This window comes from Bacteroidales bacterium (assembly GCA_018334875.1).
Lineage (GTDB): Bacteria > Bacteroidota > Bacteroidia > Bacteroidales > UBA12077 > JAGXLC01.
Genome location: JAGXLC010000092.1, coordinates 1 through 13,289 on the forward strand (window position 1 = coordinate 1; position 13,289 = coordinate 13,289).

At 40.3% G+C, this 13,289-nt stretch carries 13 protein-coding genes and 1 other RNA gene; 10 read left to right on the top strand and 4 right to left on the bottom strand.

Features of this window, described 5'->3' with window-relative positions:
* Window positions 1-30: 30 nt before the first annotated feature.
* Window positions 31-1,254, bottom strand: a complete 1,224-nt coding sequence (locus tag KGY70_09410) for an S-adenosylmethionine:tRNA ribosyltransferase-isomerase (protein MBS3775394.1) — start codon at window positions 1,252-1,254, stop codon at window positions 31-33.
* Between the two features lie 105 nt (window positions 1,255-1,359).
* Between KGY70_09410 and KGY70_09415 the strand changes: the two genes are divergently transcribed.
* The 8 genes from KGY70_09415 to KGY70_09450 all read left to right on the top strand — a co-directional run bounded on the left by KGY70_09415 (window position 1,360) and on the right by KGY70_09450 (window position 7,806).
* Window positions 1,360-2,427: a DUF2027 domain-containing protein gene (locus KGY70_09415; protein MBS3775395.1), complete on the top strand. Its 1,068-nt coding sequence runs from the start codon at window positions 1,360-1,362 to the stop codon at window positions 2,425-2,427.
* Window positions 2,428-2,467: 40 nt separating this feature from the next.
* Window positions 2,468-2,808, top strand: an RNA gene (rnpB, locus tag KGY70_09420) — RNase P RNA component class A.
* 100 nt (window positions 2,809-2,908) lie between these two features.
* Window positions 2,909-3,409: an FKBP-type peptidyl-prolyl cis-trans isomerase gene (locus tag KGY70_09425; GenBank protein MBS3775396.1), complete on the top strand. Its 501-nt coding sequence runs from the start codon at window positions 2,909-2,911 to the stop codon at window positions 3,407-3,409.
* Between the two features lie 58 nt (window positions 3,410-3,467).
* Window positions 3,468-4,127 carry a PorT family protein gene (locus tag KGY70_09430; protein MBS3775397.1) on the top strand — a complete coding sequence of 220 codons (660 nt, stop codon included), beginning with the start codon at window positions 3,468-3,470 and terminating at the stop codon, window positions 4,125-4,127.
* A 30-nt stretch (window positions 4,128-4,157) separates the two neighbouring features.
* Entirely contained in the window at window positions 4,158-4,502 is a 345-nt protein-coding gene (locus tag KGY70_09435; protein ID MBS3775398.1) for a hypothetical protein, read from the top strand.
* A gap of 106 nt (window positions 4,503-4,608) precedes the next feature.
* A complete protein-coding gene (locus KGY70_09440) occupies window positions 4,609-5,922 on the top strand; it encodes a beta-lactamase family protein (protein MBS3775399.1) in 1,314 nt (437 codons plus the stop codon).
* Window positions 5,923-6,138: 216 nt separating this feature from the next.
* A complete protein-coding gene (locus tag KGY70_09445; protein MBS3775400.1) occupies window positions 6,139-7,377 on the top strand; it encodes a cyclic nucleotide-binding domain-containing protein in 1,239 nt (412 codons plus the stop codon).
* Between the two features lie 48 nt (window positions 7,378-7,425).
* Window positions 7,426-7,806 (top strand): SRPBCC domain-containing protein, encoded by a 381-nt coding sequence (locus KGY70_09450; GenBank protein MBS3775401.1) that lies wholly within the window; start codon window positions 7,426-7,428, stop codon window positions 7,804-7,806.
* Here the strand turns inward: KGY70_09450 and kdsA are convergent.
* Window positions 7,803-8,618 (bottom strand): 3-deoxy-8-phosphooctulonate synthase, encoded by an 816-nt coding sequence (kdsA, locus tag KGY70_09455; protein ID MBS3775402.1) that lies wholly within the window; start codon window positions 8,616-8,618, stop codon window positions 7,803-7,805. The genes KGY70_09450 and kdsA overlap by 4 nt on opposite strands.
* Before the next feature lie 88 nt (window positions 8,619-8,706).
* Window positions 8,707-9,993 carry a replication-associated recombination protein A gene (locus KGY70_09460; GenBank protein ID MBS3775403.1) on the bottom strand — a complete coding sequence of 429 codons (1,287 nt, stop codon included), beginning with the start codon at window positions 9,991-9,993 and terminating at the stop codon, window positions 8,707-8,709.
* A 148-nt stretch (window positions 9,994-10,141) separates the two neighbouring features.
* On the opposite strand from KGY70_09460, the gene KGY70_09465 reads away from it, so the two are divergent.
* Both KGY70_09465 and KGY70_09470 read left to right on the top strand, forming a co-directional pair.
* The gene (locus KGY70_09465) at window positions 10,142-11,266 is read left to right on the top strand and encodes a hypothetical protein (GenBank protein ID MBS3775404.1); all 1,125 of its coding nucleotides are present in this window, start codon (window positions 10,142-10,144) and stop codon (window positions 11,264-11,266) included.
* Window positions 11,267-11,647: 381 nt separating this feature from the next.
* Window positions 11,648-12,877, top strand: a complete 1,230-nt coding sequence (locus tag KGY70_09470; protein ID MBS3775405.1) for a metallophosphoesterase — start codon at window positions 11,648-11,650, stop codon at window positions 12,875-12,877.
* Window positions 12,878-12,917: 40 nt separating this feature from the next.
* Here KGY70_09470 and KGY70_09475 read toward each other — a convergent pair.
* A partial coding sequence (locus tag KGY70_09475) for a hypothetical protein (protein MBS3775406.1) occupies window positions 12,918-13,289 on the bottom strand: 372 nt, incomplete at its 5' end.

Sequence of the window (13,289 nt, forward strand, 5' to 3'; positions counted from 1 at the left end):
CCTTAAACGTTGTAACCTGAGGGTAAATTTTCATATTCCAAAAGGCAGCAGCAGAGAGCTGTCCCCGTAACTTAAGAAACGGAATCCATTCTCAAGGGCATATTCATATATTTTTTTCCAGTCGTTACCGACGAATGCGGCAATCAGCATTAGCAATGAGCTTTTCGGAAGGTGGAAATTGGTAATCAGCCCCCGTATAAGCCGAAAATGGTATCCGGGGGTAATCATGATTTGTGTGCTTGCATTCAGATGCTCTTGTCCGGTATCATCCAGGTACTTTTTTATGATATTCAGAGCATCAGGAACATCCATTTTGCCGGGTAAATCAAGATGCTCCCACTGGTTTAAGCCGATGGTGTCATCATTCATGAGATGTTCATGCATTTTAATACCTATCCAATACAGACTTTCCAGTGTCCTTACCGAAGTGGTTCCCACGGCAATGATTTTGCCGTAATGTTTTATCAGTTGATCCAGGGTTTCTCTGGATATAGAAAAGTGTTCAAAATGCATGGTATGCTGATCGGCAGTTTCTGCTTTCACCGGCCGGAAAGTTCCCGCCCCTACATGAAGGGTGAGCTCAGTTCGCTGTATTCCTTTTTTGTCCATTTCTGCCATCACCCGGTCGCTAAAATGCAAGCCCGCGGTAGGAGCAGCAACTGAACCTTTTATTTTGGAATATACCGTTTGATACCTGTTTTTATCTATTTCTTCGCTTTCTCTTTTTAAATAAGGCGGTATAGGGACTTTTCCGGCATGATCAAGGATCTCACCAAAATTAACCGACCGGTCCTCCCAGGAAAATTGGACAATCACCTCATTTCCCTCTTGTCCAATCTTATTGGCTTTCAATGTAATATGCTTGTTGTTGACTTCAATCATTTGACTAAGTTCCCCTGATTTCCATTTTTTCAGGTTGCCAACCATGCATTTCCAGCGTACGGTAAGGTTTTTCGTAAAAGCCGAGGGATAATCCGGGGGGTCCGCGGGTTCAAGGCAGAAAATCTCAATATGAGCACCGGTGGCTTTCTTAAAGAACAGGCGTGCATGTACCACTCTGGCGTTATTGAAAACAAGAAGATAACCGGGTGAAAGATAATGAGAGATATTGAGGAATCGGTCACTGGTGATTCTACCTGAGTTGTATACCAGCAATTTGGATTCATCCCGATTGGGTAAAGGATATTTGGCAATGTATTCCTCAGGCAAATTATAATCAAATGCTTTTACCGATACATGTTTTGGATTCACCATATTTTTATCGTTGGGTTTGCAAAATTAGTTAATTTTGTGTTTTGCTGTTACATTCTATGGAGGTCCATAACGATTTGTAATTGTTTCATTATAAAATAAAGGGAGATGAAATTAAAAGTTGGCGACCAGGTGAAATTTTTAAACGACACAGGTGGGGGAAAGGTCACAGGCATAATTAACAAGGAGATGGTTAACGTATTAAATGAAGATGGTTTTGAAGTACCCGTATTGAAAGAAGAGCTGCTCGTAGTTGACAACGAGGAAAATAAATCGGAAGATCAATATACCCGGGAAGAATATCAGGAAGAGGAAGAAGAACCGGATTATGATGCTTTCGGAGAAGAGGTTCCCGAGTCCGACATGCTGGATACTTCGGAAGACCCGGGCAATCAAATTTATTTTTCCTTTCTCCCGCTGGATCAGCAAAATCCGGTTAATGATGATTTAGAAACCTACCTGATTAACGACAGCAATTATTATCTGCATTATCTGATTTTACTCAAAAGGGCAAACACCTATGTCTACTTTGCTTCAGGTGAACTGGAGAACAATACGAAAATTTTTATTAAAACCATTGAAAAAGAACGGTTGAATGAAATTAAACATTTCCGGTTCCAGTTTCTTTTTTATAAAAAGGGATTCTTCCCTCCCGTAGCTCCGCTGGATTTGACCATTAATCTGCAACCTCAGAAATTTTTCAAGGCAAACACCTTTCAAGAGAATGAATTTTTCGATGAAAATGCGTTACTTCTTCAGCTCAAGAAAGAAGAAGAGTTCACTAAAAAAATCTCGGAACTTACAGAAGATCAGATCAATGAAGTAATTCGGGAAAAGGAAAAAGAAGGCCGGGAAAATGTAAGTCAAAGAAAAAGAGAAAAGAAAACCGACACGGACGAAGTGGATCTTCATATTGAAGAATTGGTGGATAAGCCCAACGAATTATCCAATAAAGAAATGTTGGAGATACAAATGGGTAAATTTCAGAACGCCCTCGAGGGTGCGCTCAAAACCCCCAAAACCAAAAAGATTGTTTTCATTCACGGAGTGGGAAACGGAAGGCTGCGGTATGAGTTAAGAAAATACCTGGATCGCCACTATCTCAATCTCGATTACCAGGATGCTTCCTTCAAAGAATATGGTTATGGGGCGACACTGGTTTTTCTGCAAAAATAATAACCCCTTCATCTCGTTATATCTTATAAAGTTATAGGATGTAGCAGGTTGTTCCATCGTCCCGCCGTAGGCGGGAAGGAAAGTCCGGGCAACACAGAGCACCATGCTTCCGAAAAGGAAGATACCCGTGAGGGTATAGTACCGGAGCAGAAAACAACTACCCCGCTCATTGAATTGACGGGGCAAAGGTGAAAAGGTGAGGTAAGAGCTCACCAGTATTTCGGGTGACCGGAATAGCTGTGCGGACTCATGGGTTGCAAGACCATGTATACCGGCGTTTAAGGGTTGCTCGCCCGAAGCCGGGGGGTAGGTCGCTCAGATAAATGATGGAAATCCGGCACAGCCGGAGAACAGAACCTGGCTTACAAACCTGCTGCATCTTTTTTTTAATTTATTTAGAAGAATCTTTGAAATTGTGTAAATATTCCATTTCCTTTGCAAATAAATTTTTAAACCAATACTTTAATAAAAAGCTGATTTTATGGCAATTGATAATCAAAAAGTAGTTTCTGTAACTTACCAGTTAAGTGTCAATGATTTTGAAGGAGAAGTTGTAGAAACTGTAGACAAAGAAAAGCCCCTTACATTCCTTTACGGGGTTGGTAACATGCTGGAAAAATTTGAGGAAAACATCAAAGGACTGCAGGAAGGCGATAGCTTTAATTTCAAGATTCCTTCAGAAGAAGCCTATGGTCAAGCTTCTGAGGATGCTATTGTTGAGCTTCCCATAGATACCTTTAAAATTGAAGGCGAAATAGACTATGATCTCCTGAAAGAAGGAAATTATATTCCCATGCAGGACCAGGAAGGCAACAGACTTGACGGTATTGTGCTGGAAGTTGGCGAAGAAAAGGTAAAAATGGATTTTAACCATCCTCTGGCAGGTGACGATCTGTTTTTTAAGGGAGAAGTCCTGTCCGTGAGAGAGGCCAGTGAGGATGAAATCAATCAGGGTTACGTAAGCGAAGCGGAAGGGATATAAAACATTTTTGGAATAATTCTTGTTACAAGAATAGCACATAAATCCAAAAACTTAAGTTATGAAAAGATTTTATCTCGTTCTATTGGTAATACTCTTTACCTTACCTTCTGCATTCGGACAATTGCAGTTTGGAGTTAAAGGTGGTATTGTCTCGACCTCCAGCAATCTGAATACACAGTTAACCAATCTGCCTGCAGGTGAGGTTGACTACGACCAGCTTAAGGTTGAGGCCGAAGATTCTAAAGTCGGCTTTCAAGCCGGATTTTTTGGAAGGTTATCCCTTGCTGCTCTTTATGTTCAACCTGAATTGATGTTTACCTCAACCAGCTCCAGGGTTAAAGTGACTGAAATTTATGAATCCGAGACGGAGGATAATGTTGAGTTGATTAAAAACCAGGAGTTTAAAAAGGTTGATATTCCCATTATGGTGGGCTGGAAATTCGGACCGGCACGGCTGCAGGCGGGACCGGTAGGGAGCATCATGCTTGATCAGAAGTCCGCTATTGAAGCAGCCGCAGATGCAGAAGAGGAATTTAACGGAGCAACCTGGGGTTACCAGGTAGGAGTCGGTCTTGATCTGCTCAATACCCTGACCCTGGATGCAAAATATGAAGGCAGTCTGAGCAAACTGGGCGAAAGTGTTAGAATAGGAGATAATTCTTATTCGATTGACAACCGGCCCAATCAGTTTGTGATTACCGCAGGTATATTTTTCTAATAATTATTGTAGTTACAAAAAAAATTGTCAATGGCTACTGCTTTTATACAGCAGCGGTTGTTGACAATTTTTTTGTTAAAAAAATTAAAGAAACTCACCCGAAATAATAACGCTTTCATCAAACCCGTTGGCGTTTTCGTAAACTTTTTACCGCTATATATTTCTGCAATAATTAAAACTTTACATTTGCAGCTTTACCTTGGATTATTCATAAACAAACAGCCTGTTCCGCTGATGAAGCGGGAAAGTGAAGTTTATGAATGCGGGAAGGATTGTGGGAAGGATCCAGGTAACCCCGCATTAGAAAAACCGGCTTTTTGCGAAAAAAAATTGAAGCAAAAAGCTAGGTTTTTCAATAGCGACAGAATTATTTGAGAATAATTCGGGTTACATTTCATAAAACATTTTGTTTACTCTTTTGTTTGTACCCAATTAAGTATTATGGGTATAATGTTAAATTAGTACTATGGTATCAGGGATTATGAACAAAAAGCTGATTGGTTTAATTCTGGTTTTTTTTGGTGGGATATTCATATCTCAGTCAGAGCGAAACACATCTTTTGATACAGGTTTGTCTGGAAGCGAAAATGCCATCTCTCATCAATTAAATAATGAGGTCTCTTCACATACTTATATTTCTGAAAATGAAGAAATAATCAGAGAATTTCTCGAAAAATGGAATATTGTGGGGGCCTCTGTGGCTATCACAAAAAATGAACGGTTGATTTATTCCAAGGGGTTCGGTTATGCCGACAGAGAAGATAAAGAACCGGTTCAGCCCAAACATTTATTCCGGGTGGCCAGTGTGTCCAAACTGATTACTGCTACTGCAATCATGAAATTAAAAGAGGAAGGCAAATTGTCCCTCAATGACTCTGTGTTTGGGCAGGAAGGTATCTTCAATGAATCCAGATTTCAAAATATCCGGGATTCCAGGGTTAAGAATATAACCATATACCACTTGCTCACCCATTCAGCCGGTTGGGCCAGATATGCCGGTGACCCTGTGTTTATGCCTTATACCATAAGAAGGGAAATGAATGTGGGGCTCCCTATTGATCTGGAATCTACCATTAAATATACGTTGAGTAAACGGCAACTTGATTTCTCCCCGGGAACCAGAAGCTCTTATTCCAATTTTGGATATGCTGTTCTGGGCAAAGTGATTGAGAAAATTACCGGTAAGAACTATGAATTTTATGTGAGGTCTGAAATTTTAAACCCGCTGGGTATTCATGATATACACCTGGGTCACGCCAGGCTTTCCAAACGTTTTTCCAATGAAGTGAGGTATTATTTAAATTCAAATTATAAATCCGCTCTCTCTTCTTTTAACTACAGAAAACGGGTGCCCAGGTATTATGGAGGCATCAATCTTCAGGTTTTGGGAGCAGCGGGAGCATGGGTAGCCTCTCCAACCGAATTGCTGAAGTTTTTGGCCCATATAGATGGCAAACCAAACAAAAAAGACATTCTTTCCAAAACATCCCTAAAACAGATGACAAGCACCAGACCTGGTTACAAACCAATAGGTTGGCTCACTACAACCTATAATGGCGTCTGGAAAAGATCCGGAACACTGGCCGGAACATCTGCCCTGGTGAAACGTTGCAATAATGGATTTTCCTGGGTTATGCTTATTAATACAAGCAACAATCTGGGGCACGATTTTACGTATCAAATTGAGGAGGTAATGTCTGAATTTATAGGCGATGTAGATAACTGGCCCGAACACGATCTCTTTGAATATAACAGACCCAGACCTTTATATACTTACATGAGCAATCCAGGATAAGTGTACTCCGTTTAATAACCACAGCTTTGAATTCAGGCACTGTAATATAATAAGCCTCTTGCGTAGTATAGTTCTGGTGATTATTTATATATTTGTCATTAAAAGTGTAATTGAAGGGTAATTTAGTGGCCCCTAATTTGGAAAAGCCAAAACCAAACAGGATGCTTTCAAGGGATTTAATGTGTTTCCGTTTTGGCTTGTCCAAATTAACAATGCTTGAACTATATAGAATGCATGGCAGAGGATTTAAAAAATAGCAGCGAATTGGAGGACAGGATAGCCCTGCTGCAATCTATAGATTTATTCAAGGATATCGATCCCGGCCTACTTGAATATGTTGCAAAATCGCTGGAAGAGGTTAAGTTTGAGAAAGACCGGGTAATATTCAATAAGGGTGACCGTCTGCCGGCACTTTATATCATTAAAAAAGGAAGCGTTAAGGTACACGATGGTGATTATAAGTTTGCTACCTTTAACCAATATGATTTTTTCGGAGAATACTCCTTGATTAATACCCCGGTTCGGTCTGCTTCCGTTACTGCCCTTGAAGAAACAACCCTTTTTCGGATCAATGAGAAACTATTTGAAGAACTGCTTGATAAAGATCTGCATTTTGCCAGAGCCATCTTAAAGCGATTGATCAGCCGGTTGAGGAAAAGCAATGAAACAGAAGAATATCTGTCAAAAATAGGCCATGCGATAAGGGAGGAAAAAAAGGAATTAGAAGAAAAGAAAACATGGCTGGAGAAGATGAATGCCACTAAAGATCAATTCTTTTCAATAATTGCTCATGATTTAAAAAATCCTTTTAATGCGATTATTGGTCTCTCAGAATTATTGGTTCATCGTTACCATAAATATTCCCACGAAAAAATTAAGGAATTCATACATCAAATCTATAAAAATTCAACAAGTGCCTATAATCTGCTTGACAATCTGCTTAAATGGGCACGTTCTCAAACCGGAAGGCTGGAAGTTAGCCCCCGGAAACTGGATATGGTAAAAATGATTGAAGAAAATGTCAGTTTGATGCAAAATAAGGCAAGCCAAAAGGAAATTGAAATTGATGCTATTGCGGAGGGAGTGCCCCATGCTTATGGAGATAATAATATGATCAACACCGTATTGAGAAATTTGTTGTCCAATGCGGTTAAGTTTACTCCCAGAAATGGAAATATAAAAGTGGTTGCAGAGGAATATGATAAGGATCATATAAAAGTTTCTGTAATGGATAATGGTATAGGCATTGATAAGAGGGATATTGACAAGATATTCGATCTGACATCGCATTTTACCACCAATGGAACAGATTCGGAAGAAGGTACGGGTTTAGGTATGGTGTTATGTAAAGATTTTGTTGAAAAGAACAAGGGTGTCATATGGGTCGAAAGTGAAAAAGGGAAAGGCAGTGCATTTCATTTTACGCTCCCTAAAGCGGGACATTCAACGGAATAGTTTAATAAAAAGGATTATCGTTGATACCTTATTGAAAAAATACTGATTATGAAAACCTATACCCAGCATTATTTCATAAAAGCCACACCTGAAGAAGTTTATACTGCCCTGACCAATCCCTTCACGCTTGAATTGTGGACCGGACATCCTGCAGTTATGGAAGAAAAAGAAGGCATTGAATTTTCCCTGTGGGATGGCGATATCGCAGGTAAAAACCTTGAATTTGAAAAGAACCGGAAAATAGTCCAGGAATGGTATTTTGGCGATCAGGAGAAGCCTTCAATTGTGACCATCCTCCTGATAAAAACCAAAAAAGGGACCAAGATCAAACTCACCCATGAAAACATCCCGGACATGGCTTATGAAAATATGAAAATGGGATGGGATGATTTCTATTTTGGCAACCTGAAAAGGTTTTTCGAATTCTAACCTTTTACTGCCCGATGAATGGCCAGTAATTTATTTAACAGCGCTTCAAGCTTGTCAAGTTGAAGCATATTGGCTCCGTCAGATTTGGCTTCATCGGGTTCGGGATGCGTTTCCATGAATATGCCGTCCACACCGGCAGCTATACCTGCTTTGGCAATGGTTTCGATCATCTCAGGCTGTCCCCCGCTTACTCCGGTAGATTGATTGGGCTGCTGAAGGCTGTGAGTAATATCCAGAACTACAGGCAAGTTCGTTTTCTGCATAATCGGGATGCTCCGCATATCTACAATCAAATCGGAATAGCCAAAGGAAGTGCCTCTTTCTGTAAGCAATACCCTTGAATTTCCGGAATCAATGACTTTCTGGGCCGCAAATTTCATGGCATACGGAGAAAGAAACTGCCCCTTTTTAATATTGATGGTAAGTCCCGTTTCAGCAGCGGCTACAAGCAGCTCGGTCTGACGGCATAAAAAGGCAGGAATTTGCAAAATATCTGCATACTTAGCAGCTTTTTCCGCCTCATCCGGTTTATGAATATCCGTTACAACCGGTACGCCATAGTGTTCTCTTATTCTGCCCAATATCTTCAATGCTTTTTCATCTCCTATACCCGTAAAGGAATCCAGTTTTGACCGGTTGGCCTTCCGGTAAGAAGCTTTAAAAACATAGGGTATCTGAAGTTTGTCGGTAATATCGGTGATATATTCGGCGATTCTGAAGGGGGTCTCTTCGTCTTCAATGACACATGGACCTGCCAGCAGAAAAAAGTTGCCTGAATCCAGGTATTTTAAATTTTCTATGTTGTACATCATTTAGTTTTTTTAATTTGGACAAGCTAAAACGGAAACACATTAAATTCGTTGAAAGCATCCTGTTTGGTTTTGGCTTGACCAAATTAGGTTAATACTTGTATTTATTCTTCCACCAGCTTTTTAAACGCTGGAGAATATCCTGTTCTTTCTTGTTGTTTTGTGGATTGTATAATATTTGCCCCGAGATTTGCTCGGGCAGGAATTTTTCCTGAACGAAATTGCCCTCATACTGATGGGCATATTTGTAATCTTTGCCATATCCCAGTTCTTTCATCAGTTTGGTCGGTGCATTGCGAATGTTCAAAGGAACAGAAAGATCGCCTGTTTGTTTAACCAACTGCTGGGCATCGTTGATGGCCTGATAGGCTGAGTTGCTTTTTGGAGAAGTAGCCAGATAGATGGCAGCTTCAGATAGTATGATCCTCGACTCAGGCCAGCCGATCCTTTCGACTGCATCAAAACAACTGTTGGCCATGAGCAGGGCGTTGGGATTGGCGAGTCCGATATCTTCAGAGGCCAGAATCACCAGCCTTCTGGCAATAAATTTGGGATCCTCGCCACCTTCCACCATCCTGGCAAGCCAGTATACGGCGGCGTTGGGGTCGCTACCTCTTATGGACTTGATGAAGGCGGAAATGATGTCATAATGCTGATCGGCATTTTTGTCATAGAAGGCAATGTGTTGCTGAAGGATGTTTTTTACCTTTTCATTGTTGATGATAATCTCCTTACTTGTATCATCGGTTGTTTCTGCATTAACCACAAGCTCAAGGATGTTGTAAAGTTTTCTGGCATCGCCTCCTGAATATCTGAACAGGTCACTCGTTTCCTGTATCGTTATGTTGTATTTCTTAAGATAAAGATCTTCATTGATGGCCCTTTTAAGCAGTTTCTCCAGCTCCTTTTCAGAGAGGGATTCCAGAACATAAACCTGGCACCGGGAAAGGAGGGGGGAGATCACCTCAAAAGAAGGATTCTCGGTAGTGGCCCCGATTAAAGTAATAATTCCCTGTTCCACGGCACTTAGTAGGGAATCTTGCTGGGATTTGCTGAAACGATGAATCTCATCAATGAAAAGTATGGGATTGGGAGCATCGAAAAACCTTTGTTTTCGCGCTTTTTCAATGGTGTTTCTCACATCTTTCACACCTGAATGGACAGCACTTAATGTAAAAAAAATTCTGTTGTGTTCATTGGCAATGATTTTTGCCAGTGTGGTTTTGCCGGTACCGGGTGGCCCCCACAGAATAAAGGAAGGAATATTCCCCGATTCTATTATTTTGCGCAATACGGCATCTTCACCAACAAGATGACCCTGACCGATGAATTCATCTAATTTTTTTGGCCGCAGCCTGTCAGCTAAAGGTTGATTTATTGCCATGAAATTACGCCACTTAATGATTTTTTACAATTATGGTTTTATATTTGCTTCTCATTCTATATATGGAATGGTAAACAAATCTAAATTTTTCTCGTAAAAAAACCGGAAAAACAGTTCAAAGATAAATTAAAAAATAATTGCTATGAAAAAGCGACCAATTTCTAAACTATTGTTAACAGGTATTATTATCTCAGGATTTATTTTTCCTGCGCATGCGCAATTAGATGGTCTTGGTAAAGTGGTTTCCTACCAAACCGAAAATGCCCAGATGTTGCTGAAGGAGTATGTGCGTCCCTATACCAATGCATTGGGGACTGATCTTTCCAATGGCTGGTATAACACGGCAAAACCCCATAAGACCCTTGGGTTTGATATCACTTTCACATTGAATACTACTTTTGTTCCGGATGCCCATAAAACCTTTAATCCTCAGGAACTGGATCTTAAGGGTATAGAGGCTCAATCGACTTCTTCTCCAACTGCTATGGGGCCAAATGAACCAGGGGCTACTTTAAGTTATGTGGAAAACATAGATGGCCAAGACTATACACTTGCATCCTTTGATCTGCCCAAAGGAACGGGTATTGGCTTTGCTCCTGCTCCCATGCTGCAGGTAGGACTGGGATTGTTCAAAGGCACCGAGGTGATGGGAAGGTATATTCCGGATATGCAACTTGGCAACCAGGCTGAAATAGGTCTCTGGGGGGTAGGAGTGAAGCATTCTCTTAAACAATGGGTCCCGGTACTTAACAAGCTTCCCATTCTTCATGTTTCGGTTATGGGCGGTTATACCCATCTTAGTTCGCAAACCGGACTGAATTTTATGCCGGGAGATTATGTGGATGCCGGACTTATTGATCAAACCAATATATGGGATTATGAGTTAGACGAATCTTACAATTACAGCAATCAGGAAATGGCTATGGATATCAGGAGTTTTACATCCAACCTGGTGGTATCCGCAAACTTGCCGGTAGTAACTTTTTACGGGGGCGTTGGATTCAACAATGTGCATTCCAGCCTGGCATTGAACGGAAACTATCCTTTACCAGAGTATAACCCGGATAATACGCAAATGGAAATTACTAAGGAAAGCTCCAAAACAGATCCCATTGACATGGAGATCAGGCATCAGAGTGGCAGTAGGACGAGGCCCAGATACAACGCGGGCATACGCTTTAAATTCGCAGTCATTACACTGCATTTCGATTATACCTATTCCGATTATTCCGTTGCAACGGCTGGTCTGGGGATCAGTTTCAGATAAACAGGGATAAAAAGCCCGATTAAACCCCGCATTAGAAAAACCGGCTTTTTGCGAAATTTATTGAAGCAAAAAGCCAGGTTTTTCAATAGCGTCAGAAACCCGCATTCAATGAGTTTTGCTACAAGAAAATGATTAATATGCGGGTTCAATGGGGATTGATCTGAATTGCTCAAGTTGTGCAGTTATATTATATTGTATTACAGAATTTTAATAAACTTGAACAAGAATTAATTATTCTTGAATAATTCGGGTTAATTCAGTCTGTATGATTTTTGTCATCTATTTCTTTACAAACAATATGCTCTGTTGTATGAATCATATTTGATTGCCTTTAAACAAACAATATGAATCAGATGTTAACGGATAATATTCTGATAATCTATGGCTAAAAAAATTTCTCTTGTTTCATACATAGCTGCAGCATTTATTTTGCTTTTGGATACTTATATCTATCTGGATCTGACCAATAATTTTAACCTTTCTTCTATAAATTTTGGGGTGGCTTTTTGGTCGGTGCCTGCTGTTTTGCTGTTCTATCTGTTTTTACTTAACAAAACTCAGCCATTCAGCAGAAAAGATCCAAAGGTGCACAAACGGTATTTTAATTTTTTTGGCCTTTTTATTTTGTTCTATATCCCCAAGCTTATTTTCATTGTATTTTCTCTTTCAGAACAAGTTATAACTTTTATTGCCGGATTGTTCTATACACAAACCCTGTCTATGAGGGTCATCAGTGGGGTTGGTATTGGAATTTCCGTTATATTGTTTGTTCTGATACTTTATGGTATACTGATGGGTCGCTTCCATTACAAAGTGGAGCGCATAACCTTTCCGCACAAAGATCTCCCGGAAGATTTCGATGGTCTCAAACTGGTTCACATATCCGATCTGCATATAGGCAGTTGGGTGGGGCATAAAAATAAACTGAAAAAAGCAGTAAAGCTGATCAACAAAGAAGATCCCGATCTGATATTATTTACCGGCGATCTATTCAACAATATCTATCAGGAAATTGAAGGCTTTGAAAACATTTTGAAGAAACTTCAGGCCAGGGAAGGCAAACTGGCCATTCTCGGAAATCATGATTATGGTGATTATTTTCACGGGAACAACGGATCGGAAAAAGAGATGAATTTCAAGAAAATCAAGAAAAGCTACCGGAAGGTAGGCTTCCGGTTGTTGTGTAATGATGCTGTGACCTTTACCAGAGACCATAGCCGGATGGCTTTTGTGGGTGTGGAAAACTGGGGCTTACCTCCGTTTCATCAGTACGGAGATCTTAACCTGGCGATGTCTAGTTTAAACGGAAGCAATTTCAACATTTTGCTTTCCCATGATCCAAGCCACTGGAAAGAACAGGTTTTGGGAAGGGATGATATACAACTCACCCTTTCAGGGCATACGCATGGTATGCAATTCGGTATATATACCAGAAAATTCAGGTGGAGTCCTTCAAAGTGGAAATATAGGGAGTGGGGTGGTTTATACCGGCTAAATGACCACTTTCTTTATGTAAACAAGGGATTGGGTTATCTTGGATTTCCGGGAAGGATCGGCATAAGACCGGAAATTACCGTGCTTACCCTCAAACATAAAAAAGGGCCCGAATAGGCCCTTTTTTACTTAACGATAACGTTGCAACAATCCGATGTTATACTTCCGGTTCCTCTAAATTGTACTTTGCCATCACACTTTTGATATACTCAATAACCTTCTGGAAATAGTCTTTGGCAGGTTCTGTGGAATCGTCTTTGAAAACCAGAACCACCTCTACAAGCTGTTCTTTGTCCGTATCATTTTTGATTATCTTCAGATCCGCAATCTTATTACCGTTAATGTGATAAAGGGAAATATCGATCTGTTCATTCACGTATTCAATTACATCATCAATAGATTCCCATCCTTGATCTGCCCAGGTATCTTGATCCTCAACTTTTTCAATTTTAGAGGGTTTAATCCATCCCTGTAAATTCAGTTTGTGCAGTTGAACATGGCCATCCAGTTTTTCCACATCTTCCATATT